Genomic DNA, 22,064 nt, shown 5'->3' on the forward strand with positions numbered 1-22,064 from the left:
AACTAGTACTTATTTAAAATTTCGATAATAAAATCTACTTCGGTTTCTGTTAAAACCGGACTCATTGGCAAACTTAAAACTTCGTTATGAATTTTCTCTGTTATAGGAAATGACAAGTTATTCCATTCTCCAAAAGCCTTTTGTTTATGTGGCGGAACTGGATAATGAATAACGGTCTGAATAGTATTCCGAGCTAAATAATCTTGTAAATCATCCCGATTTTCGGTTCTGATAACAAATAAATGAAAAACATGATTATGAGATAAATCCCAAAATGGCAGTATTATTTTATCGTTTTTAATTGCAGTTAAATATCTTTTTGCAATTGTTCTGCGCTTTTCATTATCTGCATTTAAACTGGGCAATTTTAAATTTAAAAAAGCAGCTTGTAACTCATCCAGTCTTGAATTTACGCCAATATAATCATTATAATATTTCTTTTCTGAGCCATAATTCCGAAGTGAATAAAGCACTTTTGCCAGCTCCTCATCGTTTGTTGTAATGGCTCCGCCATCGCCCAGACAGCCCAGATTTTTTCCCGGATAAAAACTGTATGCAATTGCTGATTTTAGATTGTAGGTTTTAGATTTTATCCTTTCTTCTAATTGGAATTTGGAATTTACCCCAAGGTTTCGGGATTGGAATTTAAAATTTCCTTTTGCACCATGCGCTTGCGCACAATCTTCAACTACAACTAAATTATATTTTTCTGCAATTGAATTTATTTTATCCATTTCAGCTAATTGTCCGTAGAGATGAACTGCTAAAATAGCTTTTGTTTTTGAAGTGATTTTCTGCTGAATTAAATCCGGATTTATATTGTAGGTTTCCAGCTTTGGCTCAACCAGAACCGGAACTAAATCGGCTTGTAAAATCGCCAGAATACTTGCAATATAAGTGTTGGCAGGTACAATGACCTCATCGCCTTTTTTTAGTTTTCCGAGCTCAATATATGCTTTAAAAATTAAAACCAAAGCATCAAATCCGTTTCCAACTCCAATACAATACTTCGTCTGGCAATATTCGGCAAAAGCCTTTTCAAAAGTTTGCAATTCTTTTCCTAAAATATACCAGCCGTTTTCTAAAACTTCTTTCAGTTTTTCCCGAAAAGCAGTTTCATACGGTTCGTTTATTTTTTTCAGATCCAGAAACGGTATCATTTTAAAGCAATTTTGTAGAAATCCTGATTGTAAACAGAACAGCCCAATTCTTCTTTTTGTTGCAAAAGTCCGGTATGATATCCGCTTTTATTTTCTTCATTTACAATTCCCATATCAAAAAAATGCTTTCCTTTTCTTTTGTATTTATGAATCAGATTAATAAATAAAAAATCAAGTGCTCTTACTTCTTCTCCTTTTTCAGAAGTAGCTCCGTATTGCGACTTTACAACGTTTTGCGTTTCAAAGATGGTAATTCCGGCGATAATCTGATCATTTTGATAAACAGAATATTGTCTTATTTTATCGGGAAACTTTTGCTTTAAAAGTGTCATTTCTTCTTTGGTATGAACTGGTTTCGCATTAAATTTCTCTAACAATCTGGGCTCCAGAACCGATTCCCAAAAAGGCTCAAAATCTTCTTCTTCAACGATATCTAAATCAAGATTTTCGATTCTTCTGAAATGTTTCATTTTGCTTTTTGAAATCTTCAATGGCAATTTTAAGTTGATCGCCAGATTCATTTCTTTTCTTTCAGGCTGTGCTTCTCTTTTAAATAAAAAAAAGTCCATTTCTTTATTTCCCGCTGGAAAATAAAACCCCGGAATGGGTTTATAGTAGAAGTTTTCTATACCATTTTCTTTGAGAAAAAACAGGATTTCATCGAGAATAGATTCGACTTTCTCTGCTCTTAATTTTGGCAAATAAACCAGTCCCCCATAAGTAAGTCCCTGATGCGAATAGATCGAATTTCCAGTTTTATTGGCAGGAAGAATTGCCCGTAATTTTTCTTCTTCAAAAACTAAAAGAGAATAATCCTCAAAGCGATCGCTATGGTATTCCATAAAATCACGATGAAATAAAAATGTCGCATTCTTTGCCTGATGGACAAAATTATTCCATAATTCGTAATCGCTTGTATCGTATTTTTTTACTGAAAATTTAGCCACTTTAAAAATTTTATTTATGATCAAAAGCCGGCAGATACCATTTGAATTTTACGGCTAATAAACGTACTGTAATTATGACAACAGAGGTTAAAAGATAAAGAATATCATTTTCTAAATTTAGCTTTTTTAAACCAAAAAACACAATTCCGCCAAAAATACAAATCGTTGCGTAGATTTCTCTTCTAAAAATAGTTGGAATTTCATTGCATAAAATATCACGAAGCACTCCTCCAAAACAAGCTGTCATGGTTCCCAGTGCTATACATATCACAGGGTGTAAACCTGTTATAATTCCTTTCTCAAGTCCGATTAATGTAAAAACACCAAGTCCGATTGTATCAAACAAAAACAAAGAAGTCCTAAGCTTGTCCAGCCTTTTTCTAAAAAGAATCGTCAGGAAAAAACCTAAAATAATTACGTAAACATATTTTAAATCCTGCATCCAGACTACCGGAGTTCGACCAATAAGGACATCGCGCAATGTTCCTCCTCCAACGGCTGTCACAAACGCAATTATAAAAACCCCGAAAGGATCTAATTTTTTGTGCATTGCTGTTAAAGCTCCTGACATGGCAAATGCCATTGTTCCGATTATATCAAGTAAATCAAACATTTTATTTCATTAAAAGGGCAAAAAAAAGAGGTAAAAAAACTTAAATTAATTACCTCTTTTATACTAATTATTTTTTTACGTAAATGGGGCTTCTTTTTAATAAATAGGCAATTGACTCCATCCAACTGTCTTTTACTGCTAAAAATGGTTTACGGGTTTGTGAGTAAATTTTTGTGCCATTTTTATACATATCAAAGTAAACTGTGTAATAATAATAAACCGTTGTATTTGCTGTTGTAGTCGAAATATCATTGGTTTTTACTTTTTTGTTATTATCACTTATTTTTGCATTCCCGCTGTTGTAAGTTGTTGCAGTTGTACCGGAATTCATTGTATAAGACACTTTTGCTGCCACAATATTATCTACTCCTAATATTCTTTGCAAATCTTCAATAGGTGTTTCATCTATCGTATTATGATCAATTCCTGCTTTATGCAATAAACTATTGGTTGTTCTTAGATCCTGAACTGTAAGAGGAAAAATGTTCGCAGATTTATCTAATAATTTATTATAAAGATCATTTTGGGCAAATTTAGCCATATCTTCAGAACTTTCCTGATTATCAGAATTCATATAAGGAACTGGTAATACTGCAATCGTATTGGGCTTGAATGTTGCAGAAGCAGCTTCTTGTCCAGAATTATTTTGAGGTGCATTATTCTGTGATGCATTATTTGGAGTCGAAACATCAAATGTTTGTGAACGCCCGCTTCCAAAATCAATTCGGGCAATTTGTGAAACATCAAGGGCAATTAACAAAGTCTCTCCCGGTAAAGAATATTCAACTTCTTTATCAGATATTTTAGCAATGGTACAATCGATGATCTGATAATCTCTTTTTATAATTTTATCTAATTTTTTCCCCTGGGCTAAAATATTAACCGAAACGAGTAACATAATTACAATGGCAAATACGTTTTTAATTTTCATAAGTTCTTAAATTTCAGTAATTTGTTTTTAAAAATTCGTGGATTTTGATTTCCGACTAAGATACAAAACCAATTTATTTTCTCACAAAATAAAGCAGAAAAACAACAAATTTTCTTTACATATTCTGAGTATAATAATTGTAGTCTTTCAAAATCACTCTTATAAAATCGCTATTATTTCCGGACTGGTTTTTAATCCCGGTAACACTTTCAATTTTAGCAACTAATTTGTAGATGATTTCATGGTCATTTTTAGCATCTGCTTTTTTGAAAGTTTCTTTGATAATTCGCATATCATTGTCAGATAATTTAATGACCAATGGATACGTTGGAACGTACGAATTTCCTATATCTTCCAGAATAGTATGACTTATATTAATTTTGTTTTTTAAGGTAATTACTGCAGTTCCGGCAGCTATATCTCCAAGACGTTGTCCTTTTTTACTTGACACAACGGTAATAAGAGCGACCAGACCATACAAAGATGAAAAATCAATTATTCTGAAAAACCAGCGAATTAAATAATCCCCAAATCCGGCTTGATACCCATCAATTTTAACCACTTTTATTTTTACCAGTTTTTTTCCAAACGACTGTCCTTCAAAAATACTTTCCAATGTAATTGAATAGATTATTGCAGGAAAATAAAGCATTAACAAAACAGAACCTCTGGACCATGAATCTAAACCGTCCATTAATTTATCCAGATGAAGCCAGTAAAAAAACAGCATTGAAACCACAAAAATATAGGATCCTTTAATCAGCAAATCAATAAAATAAGCCCCCAATCGTTCCCCCACAGAGGCCGCTATGAAATTTATTTTGACATTTTGTGTTGTATTAATAGATAATTCTGACATATTTTATATTTTAGCCTACAATGAGAGAAGTCGCCTTCATAAAACAGAATAAAGAAAAATGGCTGGAATTTGAGCTAGCTATTTTTGGCAAAGCTAAAAAAAATCCTGACGAGTTAGCTAATTTATACATTCAAATGATGAATGATTTGTCGTATGCACAAACGTATTATCCAAAAAGTAAAACAGTAATTTACTTAAACCACCTTGCATCTCAGATCTATCAGAAAATTTATAAAACCAAAAGAACTGAAAAAAACACCGTTCTGGAATTTTTCTTAACCGATGTTCCATTGCTTGTATATGAATACAGACGTTATTTAATGTATTCTTTTATTTTGTTTGCAGTAACGGTCTCAATAGGAGTGGTTTCAGCAAAATACGACCCTACTTTTGTTCGCTTAATCCTTGGTAATGATTATGTCAACATGACTTTAGAAAACATTAAAAAAGGAGACCCAATGGCCGTATATGGTTCAGGCAGTAACTGGGGAAGTTTTATTGGTATTACAATGAATAATCTTTATGTAGGTGCAAAATGTTACTTCTTTGGAATTTTTGCCGGAATTGGAACTTTTTTTATCTTCCTGAACAATTGCATCATGCTCGGCTCTTTTCAGTATTTCTTTTTTGAACAGGGTGTTTTCTGGAAAAGCGTGAGAGGTATCTGGATTCATGGTTCTATGGAAATATTTGCCATTGTAATCGAAACAACAGCAGGATTTATTTTGGGAACTTCTATGTTATTTCCAAAAACTTTTTCAAGACTAAATTCGTTTAAAATTGGTTTTAAGAACAGTTTCAAAATTTTCCTTAGTACATTTCCGTTTACAATAAGTGCCGGATTTCTGGAAGGTTTTATTACCCGTTACTCAATTGATATGCCTAATTGGTTAAGCAGCTTTATCATCTTATTTACATTGGCAATAATTTCATTTTATTATTTGGTATATCCGTTTATTGTACACAAAAAAACACAACAATTATAAGCCTAACTGAATTAATCGGAAACCATAATGAATAGAATTTTCTTTATTTTATTTTTTCTCCTTTTCTGCAGTACTTCTCATGCACAGGATTCTTTGACGATCGAAGAGCCAGCAAAAATCAGCTCTGTAAAATATACTGAAAAAGACATTCAAATTGACACCACTACTGTTGAAGCAAAAACTTTTGCTAAAGGTTTCAAAAAAAAATACACTGATTCTGATTTTGTTTACGAAACAAAGCCACTGGAAAAAACACTTTGGGATAGTTTTAAAGAATGGCTCGCCAGCATCTTTAGAAGAATGTTTACATTTAGTAACCCTGAAGCCTCTCTTAATTTTGTAGCACTATTAATGAAGATAATTGCCGTTTTGGTCATTATTGTCGTTATTTATCTCATTGTAAAAGCACTAATCAATAAAGAAGGCCGATGGATATTTGGAAAAAATTCTCAAAAAAGAACCATTATATATTCAGACGCAGAGAAAAACATTCATCTTTTAGATTTCCAAAAATTAATAAAAGAGAGCATTCAGTCCGGACAAAAAAGAGCTGCTGTCAGGTATTATTATTTATGGCTGCTCAAAGTCATGGCGCAAAATCGTTACATAGAATGGGATATCGAAAAAACCAATTCAGATTATTTGTACGAGCTTCAAAGTCCCGTTCATAAAGAAGAGTTTACCTATTTGTCTTATTTATACAATTATATTTGGTATGGTGAATTTGAAATTGATGAAAGTACTTTTATAAAAACCGAAAACCGATTTAAAACAGCCATAAAAACCTTTAGCAATGAATAAATCCATCAAAATTTATGTGGCTATTCTGGTTTTTGTTTTAGCCTTAATTCTAATTGCAGACCGGGACAAACCTAAACCTATAGACTGGCGCCCGACTTTTTCTGTTCAGGACAAAATTCCTTATGGTCTGTTTATTTTTGATAAAGAGATCAATACTCTTATGAAAGGGTCTAAGATTGAAAAAATCTCGACCATAACACCATATGAATATTTAGATTCTCAATATGATGAAGATTCTCTGGTTTCTGCTTACAAAATAAAAGGAACTTTTATTAATATAGCAGAACAGGAAGATATTGATGATGAGTCTGTAAAAGAACTATTTTACTTTGTTTCGCATGGTAATAATGTTTTTTTGAGTATGAGAAATTTTCCTCAAATTTTAATGGATAGTTTAAAACTGGAAGTGCAAACTAATTTTAAAAATTTAAACAGTACTTCGATCTGGATGGCGAACAAAAAGTTCAGCTCAAAAAAATACTTTTTTAAGCAATCTTTAGAGGATTATTTCACCAAAATAGATACTTCAAAAACAACTGTTTTAGGCTATCAGACCTCTGTTAAAAATGAAAAACACATCAATTTTATAAAAGTTCCATACAAAAACGGTTACTTTTATTTGCACACTCAGCCTGCAGCCTTTACCAACTATCATTTATTAAAAGGGAATCATTATCAATATGCCGAAAATGTTTTGTCCTATATTCCAAAAGGAGATATTTTCTGGTACATAAAAGGGCAAAACGGTGAATCCATTTCCAACTCACCTTTGCGTTATATTTTTAGTCAGCCAGGATTAAAATGGGCCTACTATTTTTGCATTATTGCCATTCTGATTTTTATTATTTTTAATATTAAGCGCAAACAAAGAATAGTGCCAATCATTAAACCGTTACCTAATTTAACGGTCGATTTTACCAAAACAATTGGAAACTTATATTATCAGGAAGGAGATCACACCAACATTATCGATAAAAAGATTATTTATTTCTTAGAGAAAATGAGAAATGAGTATTTAATGGATACAACAAAACTTGATGATGAATTTATCAAAAAGCTCCATTATAAAACAGGTAAAAACATAACTGATATACAGGAACTCGTATTTTTAATTAATGAACACCGGAAAAGTTATCACGGAAGTCTTGAAGAAGATTTAATCCGAATTAATAATGCAATAGAAAAAATTTTACATTAGGCAAAAGTTTTACTGCTTCCAATTAATTTACGGAATGGTAAAAAACACATAATCAACAAAAGAAAACAAACCAAAATATGGACGATTTTAATACCCCAGCAACAGAAATCACAAATGAAAATGTGAATTTTGAAACCAGAATAAATCTAACGCCTTTATTGGATCACATCAATATCATTAAAAAAGAATTGGAAACTGTGATTGTTGGGCAGCATAAAATGATCGATCAGCTTTTGGTGGCCATTTTATCCAACGGACATGTTTTACTTGAAGGAGTTCCCGGAGTTGCCAAAACAATTACGGCAAAGTTACTTTCAAAAACGCTGAATATTGGCTTTAGCCGAATTCAGTTTACTCCGGATTTAATGCCTTCTGATGTTTTAGGAACTTCAATCTTTAATTTAAAGAGTTCTGAATTTGAATTCAAAAAAGGGCCTATTTTCTCTAATCTGATTTTAATTGATGAGATTAACCGTGCACCTGCCAAAACACAGGCCGCATTATTTGAGGTTATGGAAGAGCGTCAGATTACTATTGATGGCACAACTTATCAGCTTGATACTCCATTTTTAGTACTTGCTACTCAAAACCCAATCGAACAGGAAGGAACGTATCGTTTGCCAGAGGCGCAATTGGACCGTTTTTTATTCAAAATCACGATCGATTATCCAAAATTAGACGAAGAAATACTAATTATTCAAAGAGAACATTTGCTCCAGAATCATGGCAAATTGGAAGCTATTAAAACGGTACTTTCTTCGGCTGAAATAAAAGAATATCAGGCTTTAGTGAGACAAATTAGAGTAGAACAGAATCTACTGGAATATATTGCACGTATTGTTGTCAATACCCGAGAAAATGCCTTTTTGTATCTTGGTGCATCGCCTCGTGCTTCTATTGCCATATTGAATGCTGCTAAAGGTTTTGCCGCTATTCGTGGACGTGATTTTGTTACTCCCGAAGATATTAAAGAAGCTACGATTCCTGTTTTACAACATCGTGTTATTGTTGCTCCGGAAAGAGAGATGGAAGGAATTTCGAGTTCTGAAATTATCAGACAAATTATTGAAACGGTAGAAATACCAAGATAATTGTGAATTGTTAATGTGAAATTTGAGTCGATAACCATCAGTGATGTCACCCTGAGCGAAGTCGAAGGATACAACATAAAGGCTTCGACTTCGCTCAGCCTGAAAATGTTAGCTAAACTTGAAACATGAAGCCTAAAACATGAAATTAAATAAAAAATGAAATTCATAAAAAGTCTATATCTCAATAACTTCTTTTTCTATTTGCTTTTGGGCATTATAGCCTTATTTGTCTGTGCTTTTATTTTTCCTAATATCTACAATGCCGTTTGGTTTGGAGTTTTAACGCTTATTACATTTTTAGGTCTCGATATTTTGCTTTTATATATCACAAAAAACGGATTTGAAGCAGAGAGAATTACACCTGAAAAATTATCAAACGGAGATTTAAATCCGATTACCCTCTATCTGAAAAATCAATATACATTTCCGGTTTCCATTAAAATTATTGACGAAATTCCGTTTCAGTTTCAGGTTCGCGATTTCAAGATTATAAAAAAATTAAAAGCGTCATCTCAAAAAGAAATCAGTTATGAACTTCGTCCTACAGAACGTGGCGAATACAATTTTGGATCTTTAAATATTTATGTTTCATCGCCGTTAAGACTAATTTCCAGAAGGTTCTCTTTTGACAAAAACAAAATGGTGCCTGCCTACCCTTCGTACATTCAATTAAGAAAATACGATTTACTGGCTTTTTCGAATAATTTATTCCAATACGGAATCAAGAAAATTCGTCGAATTGGCCATACAATGGAATTTGAACAAATTAAGGAATATGTTCAGGGTGATGATTTGCGCACTTTAAACTGGAAAGCGACTGCAAAGAAAAATGCTTTGATGGTCAACCAGTTTCAGGACGAAAAATCACAATCTGTTTATATGGCGATTGATAAAGGCCGTGTTATGCAAATGCCTTTTGACGGTTTAAGCTTACTGGATTACGCTATAAACTCGACTCTTGTTTTGTCGAATGTTATCTTGAAAAAACAAGATAAAGCCGGCCTTTTTTCTTTTTCTAAAAAAGTAGAAAACAGAGTTTTTGCCGAAAAAAGAGGCTCGCAGATGCAAAAAATCCTCGAAACCTTATACAATATCAAGACTGACTTTTTTGAAAGTGATTATAGCCGATTGTATGTAGATATTAAGAAAAATATCAATCAAAGAAGTTTGATTATTTTGTATACCAATTTTGAAACTATGGATGGCCTAAACAGACAATTACCTTATTTAAAAGGAATTGCAAGGAGTCATTTATTGGTTGTTGTTTTCTTTCAGAATACTGAATTAAATACGATCATAAACAAAAAAACAAGCACCATACAAGAAGTTTACGATAAAGTAATTGCAGAAAAATTCATTTTCGAAAAACGCCTTATTGTAAACGAACTTAAAAAATACGGAATACATTCGGTACTTACACAACCCGAAAATTTGACTCTCGACGCTATCAATAAATATTTAGAGATAAAAGCCAGAGGGATTTTGTAGATGAATCGCTTTTCAAATCATCTAAACTACTCTAACCATATAAAACAAACCATATAATGAAACAAACTTTTGTATTATTATCACTTTTTTTTACAATTACTGTTTTGGCACAAACTCCAAATACATTATCCCCTAGTGATAAAGTTTACGGACTTTCAAAGTTCTGGCAAGAAGTAAATTACAATTTTGTCTATTTGAATAAAGTTGATCGGACGATGTGGGATAATAGATACAAAGAACTTATTTCTATTGTTCAGAATACAAAAAACGATTACGAGTATTACCTCGAACTTCAAAAGTTTTGTGCTTTATTAAAAGATGGACATACAAATGTTTATTTTCCCGATAACATTATACAAATGACCAATATGTTTGGGGACTATAGACTTTTTGTTAAAAATATTGAAGGAAAGGCAATAATAACGAGAATAAATTTGAGCAAAAAAGAAGAAGTTCCTGTTGGAAGCGAAATCATAGAAGTCAATGGAAAACTTGTTCAAAAATTTATTGATGAAAATGTTGCTCCTTACATTTCTTCTTCAACTGATTATGTTTTACAAGACTGGAGTATCTCAAGTTTGTTAAAAGGTTTGGACGGAGACACTTTTAAAATCAAAATAAAAAAGCCGAATAAAAAAATCATAGAACTGACTTTAACTCATAAAAAAACAGAAGAAAAAGAAGTTTTTCCGCCTTTTGAAGTAGACAGACAGCTTTTAGACTTTAAATGGATGAATAACGAAACTGCCTATGTTTCTTTAAATTCTTTCTCTAATAAAAAGATTGACAGCTTGTTTACAGCAAAACTTCCTGAATTGTATAAAGCAAAATCGTTAATCATTGATTTACGCTATAATGGCGGAGGAAGTACAAGCATTGGAATGGCAATATTGCAATATTTAACCAATGACACTCTTCTTTACGGATCAAAGACGAAAAGCAGATTGCACATTCCAGCCTTCAAAGCGTGGGGAAAATCTGTGACTGCAAAGGATACTGTAAATAACTTATGGAAGAAAAAAGCCTATTTATCTTACCGTGATAATTTCTTTTATGATTTTGATTATGAAGCCGACACCATAAAACTAAAGGCAAAAAGAATAGTTGTTCCCACTGTAATTTTGCTTGGTCACAATACAGCATCAGCGGCAGAAGATTTTCTAATTTATGCCGATACTCAAAAACATATGATTAAGATGGGGCAAAATTCATTTGCTAGTACAGGACAGCCTTTTCTATTTGATTTACCCGGAGGAGGATCGGCAAGAATTTGCACAAAAAAAGATACATATCCAGATGGAAGAGAATTTGTAGGTTATGGTATAAAACCAGATATAGAAGTTATTCCAACTTTAAGCGACTACTTAAAAAATAGAGATGCAACTCTCGAAGAAGCTGTAAAATATTTAAAAAAGAAATAACATCGTAAGTTAGTTTTTAACCTGATCTCTAGTTATCATTGTTACGAAATCTACTTACTCTAAATAAGATACAAAATGAGAAAAATATTTTTAATTCCGATTGCTTTAATAAGCTTTTTAACCACTGCTCAAAAAACAGAAAACATTATCATCATAACCACAGATGGTTTTAGATGGCAGGAAGTTTTTAAGGGAATTGATCCTGCAATTGCCAATGATAAAAAATTCAATCAGGGAGACAGTACCTATATTTACAAAAATTATGGAAGCCCTGACATTACAGCATCACGTAAAAAATTAATGCCTTTTTTTTGGTCAGAAATTGTTTCGAAAGGGCAAATTTACGGCAACCGCGATCTGGGAAACAAAGTTGATGTTGCAAACCCATATTGGTTTAGTTATCCGGGGTATAGTGAGATTATGACCGGAAATGTCGATCTTAAGGTCAATTCAAACAGTTATAAAGCCAATCCTAATGTAAATGTTTTAGAATTTCTAAATCAGCAATCCAAGTTAAAAGGAAAAGTGGCCGCTTTTGGTGCGTGGGATGCGTTTGACAGAATTTTAAATGAAGAAAGAAGTGGTTTCCCTGTGATTTCGGCATTTGATAATGTTGGAGGAAATAAACCAACTGCGAGTCAAAAACTATTAAATGAGATGCGTAACAACTCGTACAAACCATTTCATATGGATGAATGTCTGGATGTTTTTACCCATTATCAGGCGATGGACGAACTAAAAACTAAAAAGCCAAAAGTACTTTATGTTGCTTACGGAGAGACAGACGAATGGGCGCATCATGGCCATTATCGTTCCTATCTTGATGCCGCAAATCAGGTAGATAAATGGATTGAAGAAATCTGGAATTTTGTTCAAAATGATCCCCAATACAAAAACAAAACAACTTTACTAATTACGGTAGATCATGGTCGTGGAGATAAAATAAAATCGCAATGGACAGATCATGGTTCTGATATTGCCGGAGCTTCGCAAATATGGTTTGCCACAATGGGTCCGGAAATAGCAGCAAAAGGTGAAATTAAAACTGATTCTCAGCTTTATCAAAAACAATTTGCGCAAACCCTTGCTAAAATTATGGGATATACTTTTACTGCCGAACATCCGGTTGCCAATGAAATCCCTGAAGTTTTACAAAAATAAAAGTTTTATTAGCCATGAATTCACTAAGTTATATTCCCCAATGGGTTAAATTCGTGAATTCGTGGCTAACTTTTTTATTCAAAACAAGAAACTACATCCCTTTGATAATTATAAAAAGGTTTTGGATTTTATAAATCAACTGAATCATTTTCAAAACAAACCATCAATTTTAACTGGTGAGAATCAACGTAATTTTCCACTTATCAAAATAGATTTTTCAAAAAAAATCTTTCAGGAATTAACAAAAACAGAAGCAGAGAAATTATGGAGATAAAATCCAAAACCGACAAGGTTTTAAAAACCTTGCAGGAAGAAAAAAACTCTGTACCTTTGAGCCTTTGCAACTTTGAGCCTTAAAAAAATGAAACAAATTACTTCAGTTCAAAATCCGTTTATAAAATCTCTTGTTTTACTACAGGAAAAAGCAAAAGCCCGCAAACAAACCGGAACATTTTTAATCGAAGGTTTACGTGAAATTTCGATTGCAATAAAAGGCGGATATGAAATTGAAACTGTTTTATTTTTGCCTGAATTAATCAATGAAAATCAAATTGATCAATTAGTTTCTTCTTCGGTTCAATTAATCGAAATCAATAAAGAAGTTTATCAAAAACTCGCTTACAGAGATACCACTGAAGGTATATTGGCTGTAGCCAAAACTAAATCACTGAAATTATCGGATCTGAAATTATCTGAAAACCCCTTAATTTTGGTTGCAGAAGCTCCTGAAAAACCAGGAAATATTGGCGCACTTTTACGAACTGCAGATGCAGCAAATTTAGACGCAGTTTTAATTGCAAATCCAAAAAGTGATTTATACAATCCAAACATTGTGCGTTCGAGTGTTGGATGTTTGTTTACCAACCAGATAGCAACCGGAAGCACGGCGGAAATCATTGCTTTTCTTCAGGAAAACAAAATTGATTTTTACTGCGCGACTTTACAAAATTCAACTTCCTACCATACTCAAAATTTCACGACTCCAACCGCTTTAGTTGTCGGGACAGAAGCAACAGGTTTAACACAAGAGTGGCGAGATGCAGCGACACAAAATATTATAATTCCAATGCAAGGCGAAATAGACAGTATGAATGTCTCTGTTGCAGCTGCAATTTTAATTTTTGAAGCAAAACGTCAAAGAGAATTTAAATAATCTAAAACCATAAGTTATGAATTACAAAATTTCATTTTTAGCCTTATTATTTAGTTTTACAGTTTCTGCACAAATTACAAATCAGGAAGTAGATGAATTGGTAAACCGAACGATAAAAGCATTTGATGTTCCAGGAATTTCAGTTGCTATTGTAAAAGATGGAAAAGTAGTTCTGGCAAAAGGATATGGTGTAAAATCTATAACAACCCAACAAAAAGTAGATGCTAATACTCTTTTTGGAATCGCTTCAAACAGCAAGGCATTTACCAGTGCTGCATTGGCAATGTTAGTTGACGAAGGCAAAATAAAATGGGATGATAAAGTGATTAAATATCTTCCGGATTTTAAAATGTATGATGATTATGTAACGAATGAATTCACCATTCGTGATTTATTAACACACAGAAGCGGCCTTGGACTTGGCGCCGGAGATTTAATGATCTGGCCTGACGGAAGTGACTTCACTGCAAAAGATATCGTCCATAACTTACGTTATTTAAAACCCGTTTCAAGTTTTAGAACAAAATACGATTATGATAATTTAATGTACATTATTGCAGGCGAAATTGTACACGTAGTAAGTGGTCAAACCTGGGCAGATTTTGTAGAAAATCGTATTATGAAGCCTTTAGAGATGAATGAAAGTGTCGCTTCTATAAAACGATTAAAAGATACTTCGAACGTTATTACACCGCACGTTCCAATTGACGGAAAACTAAAAACAATAAAAAGATACGAAAACCAGCTTTTTGATGGCGCTGCCGGAATTTATTCAAGTGTAAATGATTTGAGTAAATGGGCCATTTTGCAAATCAACAATGGTAAATATGGTGATAAACAATTGTTTTCTGAAAAAGAACACAACGAAATGTGGCAATTGCAAACTATTATTCCGGCCAAAACAAGACCGCCTTACAATACTCATTTTTCAGGTTATGGCTTAGGCTGGTTTTTAAGCGATGTAAAAGGCTACAAACAAGTTTCTCACACAGGAGGATTAGAAGGAAATGTAACGCAGACTACTTTGATTCCGGAGTTAGGGTTAGGAATTATTGTTTTAACCAATCAACAATCCGGAGCAGCTTTTAGTGCTATTACAAATACAATTAAAGACAGCTATTTAGGCATAAAATCAGAAGATTATGTAACTATTTATAGCAGCAAAATGAAGGAAAGCGAAGATTCTGCTGATAAAGTTACCGCCGAAGTCTGGGCAACAGTTGCAAAAAACAAAAAAGACAAACTGAAAACTGATTTCTCAAAAATCATTGGAACTTACAAAGACAATTGGTTTGGTGAAATTACCATCACAGAAAAAAAAGGAAAATTATATTTTGCATCTAAACGCTCTCCGCAATTAGCCGGTGAAGTATTCTTCTATAAAGACGGTAATTATGTTGTAAAATGGAACAATGCCTTTTTCCATGCCGATGCTCATTTATTATTTAAATATGATGGAAACGGAAAAGCAATTAACTTAAAAATGCTTCCAATTTCTGATCTGACTGACTTTAGTTATGATTTTCAGGATCTCGATTTTTCTAAAGAATAATTTTAGATTTTAGATTTTAGATTTTAGATTTTAGATTTTAGATTTTAGATTTTCCAAAAATAGCTTCGCTCTTTTTGGAATTTGGGATTTAAAAATTGGAACTTATTTCTAAATTATTCTTTTTTCTATGTCAGGCTGAGCGAAGTCGAAGCCCAATTCTTATATGAAAAAATCTAAAATCTAAAATCTGAAATCAACAATCCATTCCCTTGCGTATGTTCAAACTAATTCTTATTTTTAGTACTTGAACTATGCCGTTATGACAGAAATTGATATTGAAAAAGAAAATAAAGCTATTGCGCAGGAATACAAAGAATTACTACGAATTAGTTATCAGACTTTAAGCCCCGCAGACAAAAAATTAATTCGGAAAGCTTTTGATGTTGCCGTAGATGCCCATAAAGAGCAAAGACGCAAATCAGGAGAAGCCTATATCTTTCATCCTATTGCAGTTGCAAAAATTGTTGCCTCAGAAATTGGTTTGGGTGCGACCTCAATTGCTGCGGCTTTATTGCATGATGTTGTTGAAGACACTCCAATGACTGTCGACGAGATTGAACGTTTATTCAATCCAAAAGTAGCTCAGCTGGTAGAGGGCTTAACGAAAATTTCATTAGTTCAAAAAGATTTAAATGCTTCAATGCAGGCGGAGAATTTCCGTAAAATGATCCTTACTCTTAATGATGATGTTCGGGTTATCCTGATCAAACTGGCAGATCGTTTGCATAATATGCAAACTATGGATTCAATGGCGGAATATAAACAAACCAAAATTGCCTCAGAAACACTTTATATTTATGCTCCTCTCGCCCATCGCTTAGGACTTTACAATATTAAAACCAAACTGGAAGATTTAGGCTTAAAATATACTGAGCCCAATGTTTACAACGACATTGTAAGCAAAATCAGAGAGACCAAAGAAGAGCAGGATGCTTACATCAAAGATATTTCGGATGTTTTGAAGAAATCTTTAGACAGTGAAGATATTGACTACATCATAAAAGGACGTCCAAAATCAATTTATTCAATTCGTCGAAAAATGCGTGCCCAAAATGTAAGCTTCGATGAAGTTTACGACAAGTTTGCCCTTCGAATTGTATATAAATCAGATCCTCATGATGAAAAATTCATTGCGTGGAAAATTTATTCGATCGTAACCGATCACTACAGACCGAGCCCAAGCCGATTACGTGACTGGATTTCATCTCCCAAATCTACCGGATACGAAGCCCTTCACATTACCGTAATGGGACCAAAAGGACGTTGGGTCGAAGTTCAGGTTCGAAGCGAACGTATGGATGAAATCGCCGAAAAAGGATATGCAGCGCATTACAAATACAAAAACGGTGCAACCGAAGAAAGCGGCCTTGATGTTTGGCTAAATTTACTTCGCGAAGCATTAGAAAATCAGGAAACCAATGCGGTTGATTTTGTCGAAGATTTTAAAATGAATTTATATTCTAAGGAAATTTTCGTCTTTACGCCAAAAGGAGAAATTAAGTCACTTCCAAAAGGGGCAACTTCATTAGATTTCGCCTTTAGTATTCACTCCGAAATTGGAATAAAAACCAGAGGAACACGAGTAAACGGACGTTTAGTACCTTTAAATCATGAACTCAAAAGTGGTGATCAGGTAGAAGTTATAACTTCTGCAAATCAAAAACCAACTGTAAACTGGCTGGAATATGTAACGACCTCAAGAGCAAAAAATAAAATAAAAAATGTTCTTAACGAGAATACCAAAAAAATTGCCGAAGAAGGAAAAGAACTCCTTACACGAAAGTTAAAACACTTAAAAATTACGTTTAACGAACAAGTAACAAACGAGTTAGTTAACTTTTTTAAATTAAAAACAAGTTTAGATTTATTTTACAGAGTTGGAATTGGTGCCATCGAAAATCAGCAATTAAAAGATTATGCGGCACAAAAAAGCAATTCGTTTATTAATTTCTTTAAAAATAAAATCAAAAGAAATAAAGATACTGCTGATGAAGATATTCACAAGCCAATTATCAGCAGCAATTACGACATGCTGGTTTTTGGTACTGAACATGATAAATTAGACTATAAACTTTCGCAATGCTGTAATCCAATTCCCGGAGATGATGTTTTTGGATTTGTAACCATAAACGAAGGAATCAAAGTGCATAAAAAAGATTGTCCAAACGCCATAGGCATGCAGTCTAATTATGCTTATAGAATCATGAGCGCCAAATGGATTGACTCTTCTCAGGAAGAATTCAAAGCCATTATCAACATTACCGGAATGGACGTTTTAGGTCTTACGAATCAATTAACACGTGTTATTTCGAATAATATGAGCGTTAATATTCAAAGTATATCTTTGAGTACTGATGCCGGTATATTTCATGGTCAGATCGCGGTAATTGTAAAAAATAATACAATTTTGAAAAAAATGATCAATGCCATTAAAAAAATTGATGGTGTTGACAAAGTTACCCGAGAATACAGAACGTAATCAAATCGAAAGTTTAAAGTAATAAAGTCAAAAGGAAAGCATCATTGTGATTATTTTACTTAAACTATAATATATTTTTTATGGAAAATGAAAACTTAGAAATTCCTGCAATCCAATTTGATAAAAATGGAGAACTTATCATTGTTGCTTCAGCATCTTCATCTAAAGATGATTTTGATTTTTTTCAGGGAAAATCTACTATTCGAAATAAAAAACTAAAAAAAAGATTTGCAAATTGTACCGAATGGATTGAGTTTCCTTCTACTCAGGAGATGTACAAAATTTTAAACGGTATTGGCAATATTGACAATTTCCTCGCTTCTTTTGATGGAGAACCATTTGAGGGAATGACAGTCAGATTGTTCAATCCGGCAACAAAACTCTGGAGTATTTATTGGGCCGATTCAAATTCAGGCACATTAGACAAACCCGTAACAGGTTCCTTTGAAAACAAAGTAGGACATTTTTTCTCTAAAGATATTTTTGAAGAGAAAGAGGTGTTACAAGTATTCAGATGGGATGCCAGAGACGAAAATAATCCAGTCTGGAGTCAGGCAATGTCTGATGATAAAGGAAAAACCTGGGAATGGAACTGGTTTATGTACATGTCTAAAACGAAATAAAACTTTGTTAGATTTATCATAAATAAAAATAATTATGTTAATTAAGTTCATGCATTTTATTTAAAATATATCGTTGTAAAAGCCTGTGTTTGATGCAATGTTAGAATTCAAATTCAGATTAGAACGTTAAACTTTAAACCCGAAACTTTTATTCATTAAAAATAAAAATTTATCTTTGCCGGATATGACACTCATTTCAACTGACAACACTAAAAATCAAGAAATTGTAAAAAATGTTTTTACAATGTATCTTGAGCAAAAAGGGCATCGCAAAACTCCTGAGCGTTATGCTATACTTCAGGAAATTTACGATAGCGAAGAACATTTTGATATTGAAAACTTGTATATCAAAATGAAAAACAAAAACTATCGCGTGAGCAGGGCTACGCTTTACAACACGATTGAGTTATTGTTAGACTGCGCTTTGGTTAGAAAACATCAATTTGGACAAAATCAGGCTTATTACGAAAAATCGTATTTCGACAAACAGCACGATCATATTATCATGACCGATTCTGGCGAAGTAATTGAATTTTGCGATCCAAGAATTCAGACCATCAAAAAAACAATCGAAGAAATATTTGATATTGAGATTACCAATCACTCTTTATATTTCTACGGAAACAAGAAACAAAAACAATAATCCCGAAAGGAATTATTCAAAAATAAAAAAGAAAATTAACTACATTAATCAGTAGGGCAACTCAGATTGCCTCAACGCAAATTAAAACAGAATGACCGTAGATTTATTACTAGGATTACAATGGGGAGATGAAGGTAAAGGAAAAATTGTTGACGTTCTTACCTCAAATTATGATATTATCGCACGTTTTCAGGGAGGACCAAATGCAGGACATACACTAGAATTTGACGGAATTAAACACGTACTTAGAACAATCCCTTCTGGAATTTTTCATAAAGATTCAATAAATATCATCGGAAATGGAGTTGTAATTGATCCTGTAGTTTTTCAAAAAGAAATTGAAGGTCTGGAGAAATTCAACCTTGATATCAAAAAGAAATTAATCATTTCAAGAAAAGCACATTTAATTTTACCAACACACCGTTTGCTTGACGCAGCTTCTGAAGCTTCTAAAGGAAAAGCTAAGATTGGTTCTACTCTAAAAGGAATTGGACCAACTTACATGGACAAAACCGGAAGAAATGGTTTAAGAGTTGGTGATATTGAATTAGAAGACTTTAAAGAGCGTTACAGAGCATTGGCAGACAAGCACGAGGCAATGATTGCTTTTTATGATGTTGCGATTCAATACAACTTAGCTGAATTAGAAAAAGAATTTTTCGAAGCTATTGAAGAATTAAAAAAATTAGACTTTATTGATAGTGAAGAATACATTCACCAAGCTCAGAAAGCTGGTAAATCTATTCTTTGCGAAGGTGCTCAGGGATCTTTATTAGATGTTGACTTTGGAACTTATCCTTTTGTAACTTCATCTAACACAACTGCTGCCGGAGCTTGTACGGGTTTAGGAATTGCTCCTAACAAAATCAAAGAAGTTTACGGAATCTTTAAAGCTTACGTAACACGTGTTGGTAGCGGACCTTTCCCTACTGAACTTTTTGACGAAGTTGGTGCTACAATGGCAAAAGTGGGTAACGAATTTGGTTCTGTAACAGGAAGACAAAGACGTTGCGGATGGTTAGACTTAGTAGCCTTAAAATATGCTGTTCAGGTTAACGGAGTTACTCAGTTAATGATGATGAAAGGTGATGTTCTTTCTGGTTTCGAAACTTTAAAAGTTTGTACAGAATACAACTATAAAGGACAAAACATTGCGCACTTCCCTTATAACATTGAACCTGAAAATGTTACTCCGGTTTACAAAGAGTTTAAAGGATGGAAAGCAGACTTAACAGGATTGACAACTTATGACGAATTGCCAATTGAGCTAAAAGAATATATTGAGTTTATTGAAAAAGAAATCGAAGTGCCAATCAAAATTGTATCGGTTGGACCAGACAGAAAACAAACAATAACAAAATAATACACTTTAAACGCTCTGATAATCAGAGCGTTTTTTTTGAAACAATATTTACATGAGAAAAAATCCCGAAATAGAAATAACCGAAACTAAGTTATTATCAGACAATTGGTATGTATTAAACAAGGTAACTTTTAATTATACAAAAGAAAATCAAAAAACAGAATCACATATTCGCGAAGTCTATGATCGCGGAAATGGTGCTGGTATTCTACTTTACAATTCTTCTAAAAAAACAGTAATACTAACCAGACAATTTCGTTTACCAACTTATCTTAACGGAAACAAAACCGGAATGATGATTGAGGTTTGCGCAGGGCTTTTGGATAAGGATAATGCCGAACAGGCGATCATTCGCGAAACGGAAGAAGAAACAGGTTATCGCTTAAGTAAAGTTCAAAAAGTAATTGAAACTTATATGTCTCCGGGATCTGTAACAGAAATCCTGTATTTGTTTGTTGGAGAATATGATGAAAACATGAAAGTAAGTTCAGGTGGCGGTTTGGACGCAGAACAGGAAAATATTGAAGTTTTAGAATATACTTTTGATGAAGCTTACGCTATGATCGAGTCCGGAGAAATAACTGATGCTAAAACAATTTTATTGTTGCAGCATGCTAAAATAAAAGGTTTGATATAGCAAAAAACTTATTTTTTATTAATCTCTACACATTTACTGTTCTAATTTTAAAAATATGACACATCAGCAAATTCTGGATAAACTTGCCGCAAAGCACCTTACAAAATCAATTGATGACGATTTAGCAACATTAACTTTTTATGCAATGTGCTATGAAAAAGACCTGGAAAAACAGCTTTCATACATTTTACCTAAATTATTAAATCGCTGGAACTGTGTTTTAAATGCCAGTAAAATTTCTAATAATTACAAACAAAAAACAACTATTGCTCTGTCTGTTCTTCTACATAAATATGGTTTTAAAGACGATATAATAAACAAGAGGGCTATTGATGCAATAGATTTTTTAAACAAAGAAGTTGTTTTAAGCGATGATTTCTTTAGAAAATCAGAAGAAATAAAACTTTTTATCTTATCATCACCAACACCCTTAAAACGAAAACCTTCTGTTCCAGAAAGCGTTACTTTTTACAGAAAAGGTGATGTAATCTCAATTCAATTGGAAAATTATTTTTATGCTGCATATATTCATTCCATTTCTGGCGTTAATGAGAGCCCAATTTTAGAATTTTATGATGGTGTTTTTGATAAAATTCCAACTTGGGAAGAATTAGAAAATTTATCCGCCAAAGGTCAATTATATAATAGTGGAATTGAAAGAATTTCTAAATTTTCAGTTTACGGATTAAAACACGAACCCGACACTGCTAATCAAATTCAACTAATAAAGGCTTGTGTAGATACGCCTCCAGCAAATCACCATTTAGAAGAATCTGTAGGACTGCATAGTATTATTGATTTATTTAAAATGCAAAACGACATAACAAATTTATTTAACCCAGACAGATAAACACTTCATATTCTGTTTAATAAAAATAAAAAAAATCATTTTATTTAGATAAATATCATAGCTGTAAATGTAAATCCCGAAACCAAATCAAAAAATTATGTAAGCTTT

The 22,064-nt window shown here is 32.9% G+C and carries 20 protein-coding genes; 15 read left to right on the forward strand and 5 right to left on the reverse strand.

Annotation, left to right across the window (positions count from 1 at the left end; translation table 11 throughout):
• Positions 1-2 precede the first annotated feature (2 nt).
• The 5 genes from OLM51_RS16840 to OLM51_RS16860 all read right to left on the reverse strand — a co-directional run bounded on the left by OLM51_RS16840 (position 3) and on the right by OLM51_RS16860 (position 4,510).
• The gene (locus OLM51_RS16840; RefSeq protein WP_264551761.1) at positions 3-1,160 is read right to left on the reverse strand and encodes a DegT/DnrJ/EryC1/StrS family aminotransferase; all 1,158 of its coding nucleotides are present in this window, start codon (positions 1,158-1,160) and stop codon (positions 3-5) included.
• Positions 1,157-2,107 carry a GNAT family N-acetyltransferase gene (locus OLM51_RS16845; RefSeq protein ID WP_264551762.1) on the reverse strand — a complete coding sequence of 317 codons (951 nt, stop codon included), beginning with the start codon at positions 2,105-2,107 and terminating at the stop codon, positions 1,157-1,159. The genes OLM51_RS16840 and OLM51_RS16845 overlap by 4 nt, the downstream gene beginning before the upstream one ends.
• A gap of 10 nt (positions 2,108-2,117) precedes the next feature.
• Positions 2,118-2,720, reverse strand: a complete 603-nt coding sequence (locus tag OLM51_RS16850; RefSeq protein WP_264551763.1) for a trimeric intracellular cation channel family protein — start codon at positions 2,718-2,720, stop codon at positions 2,118-2,120.
• A gap of 67 nt (positions 2,721-2,787) precedes the next feature.
• A complete protein-coding gene (locus OLM51_RS16855; protein WP_264551764.1) occupies positions 2,788-3,651 on the reverse strand; it encodes a hypothetical protein in 864 nt (287 codons plus the stop codon).
• A gap of 115 nt (positions 3,652-3,766) precedes the next feature.
• Positions 3,767-4,510, reverse strand: a complete 744-nt coding sequence (locus tag OLM51_RS16860; RefSeq protein ID WP_264551765.1) for an RDD family protein — start codon at positions 4,508-4,510, stop codon at positions 3,767-3,769.
• Positions 4,511-4,530: 20 nt separating this feature from the next.
• On the opposite strand from OLM51_RS16860, the gene OLM51_RS16865 reads away from it, so the two are divergent.
• The 15 genes from OLM51_RS16865 to OLM51_RS16935 all read left to right on the forward strand — a co-directional run bounded on the left by OLM51_RS16865 (position 4,531) and on the right by OLM51_RS16935 (position 21,956).
• Positions 4,531-5,496, forward strand: coding sequence for a stage II sporulation protein M (locus tag OLM51_RS16865; protein WP_264551766.1), 966 nt, complete (start codon positions 4,531-4,533; stop codon positions 5,494-5,496).
• 27 nt (positions 5,497-5,523) lie between these two features.
• On the forward strand, positions 5,524-6,297 hold the full coding sequence (locus tag OLM51_RS16870) for a DUF4129 domain-containing protein (protein WP_264551767.1): 774 nt from the start codon (positions 5,524-5,526) through the stop codon (positions 6,295-6,297).
• Positions 6,290-7,495 carry a DUF4350 domain-containing protein gene (locus OLM51_RS16875; RefSeq protein WP_264551768.1) on the forward strand — a complete coding sequence of 402 codons (1,206 nt, stop codon included), beginning with the start codon at positions 6,290-6,292 and terminating at the stop codon, positions 7,493-7,495. Before OLM51_RS16870 ends, OLM51_RS16875 begins: the two co-directional genes overlap by 8 nt.
• A 77-nt stretch (positions 7,496-7,572) precedes the next feature.
• Positions 7,573-8,586: an AAA family ATPase gene (locus OLM51_RS16880; protein ID WP_264551769.1), complete on the forward strand. Its 1,014-nt coding sequence runs from the start codon at positions 7,573-7,575 to the stop codon at positions 8,584-8,586.
• Between the two features lie 156 nt (positions 8,587-8,742).
• Positions 8,743-10,074 (forward strand): DUF58 domain-containing protein, encoded by a 1,332-nt coding sequence (locus OLM51_RS16885; protein WP_264551770.1) that lies wholly within the window; start codon positions 8,743-8,745, stop codon positions 10,072-10,074.
• Between the two features lie 56 nt (positions 10,075-10,130).
• Complete coding sequence (locus OLM51_RS16890) at positions 10,131-11,495, forward strand: S41 family peptidase (protein ID WP_264551771.1); 1,365 nt, start codon at positions 10,131-10,133, stop codon at positions 11,493-11,495.
• A 75-nt stretch (positions 11,496-11,570) separates the two neighbouring features.
• The gene (locus OLM51_RS16895; protein WP_264551772.1) at positions 11,571-12,656 is read left to right on the forward strand and encodes a phosphoglyceromutase; all 1,086 of its coding nucleotides are present in this window, start codon (positions 11,571-11,573) and stop codon (positions 12,654-12,656) included.
• A gap of 361 nt (positions 12,657-13,017) precedes the next feature.
• Positions 13,018-13,809 carry a TrmH family RNA methyltransferase gene (locus OLM51_RS16900; RefSeq protein ID WP_264551773.1) on the forward strand — a complete coding sequence of 264 codons (792 nt, stop codon included), beginning with the start codon at positions 13,018-13,020 and terminating at the stop codon, positions 13,807-13,809.
• A gap of 16 nt (positions 13,810-13,825) precedes the next feature.
• Positions 13,826-15,361 carry a serine hydrolase gene (locus OLM51_RS16905; RefSeq protein ID WP_264551774.1) on the forward strand — a complete coding sequence of 512 codons (1,536 nt, stop codon included), beginning with the start codon at positions 13,826-13,828 and terminating at the stop codon, positions 15,359-15,361.
• Positions 15,362-15,620: 259 nt separating this feature from the next.
• A complete protein-coding gene (locus OLM51_RS16910; protein WP_264551775.1) occupies positions 15,621-17,840 on the forward strand; it encodes a RelA/SpoT family protein in 2,220 nt (739 codons plus the stop codon).
• Between the two features lie 80 nt (positions 17,841-17,920).
• Positions 17,921-18,463: a hypothetical protein gene (locus OLM51_RS16915; RefSeq protein ID WP_264551776.1), complete on the forward strand. Its 543-nt coding sequence runs from the start codon at positions 17,921-17,923 to the stop codon at positions 18,461-18,463.
• A gap of 184 nt (positions 18,464-18,647) precedes the next feature.
• The gene (locus OLM51_RS16920; RefSeq protein WP_026981862.1) at positions 18,648-19,106 is read left to right on the forward strand and encodes a Fur family transcriptional regulator; all 459 of its coding nucleotides are present in this window, start codon (positions 18,648-18,650) and stop codon (positions 19,104-19,106) included.
• A gap of 91 nt (positions 19,107-19,197) precedes the next feature.
• The gene (locus tag OLM51_RS16925) at positions 19,198-20,469 is read left to right on the forward strand and encodes an adenylosuccinate synthase (RefSeq protein WP_213259332.1); all 1,272 of its coding nucleotides are present in this window, start codon (positions 19,198-19,200) and stop codon (positions 20,467-20,469) included.
• A 52-nt stretch (positions 20,470-20,521) separates the two neighbouring features.
• Positions 20,522-21,106, forward strand: coding sequence for an NUDIX domain-containing protein (locus OLM51_RS16930; protein WP_264551777.1), 585 nt, complete (start codon positions 20,522-20,524; stop codon positions 21,104-21,106).
• A 55-nt stretch (positions 21,107-21,161) separates the two neighbouring features.
• Positions 21,162-21,956, forward strand: a complete 795-nt coding sequence (locus OLM51_RS16935; RefSeq protein WP_264551778.1) for a hypothetical protein — start codon at positions 21,162-21,164, stop codon at positions 21,954-21,956.
• Positions 21,957-22,064 lie beyond the last annotated feature (108 nt).

Origin of the sequence: Flavobacterium sp. N2038, from assembly GCF_025947185.1 — a bacterium.
Classification (GTDB): domain Bacteria; phylum Bacteroidota; class Bacteroidia; order Flavobacteriales; family Flavobacteriaceae; genus Flavobacterium.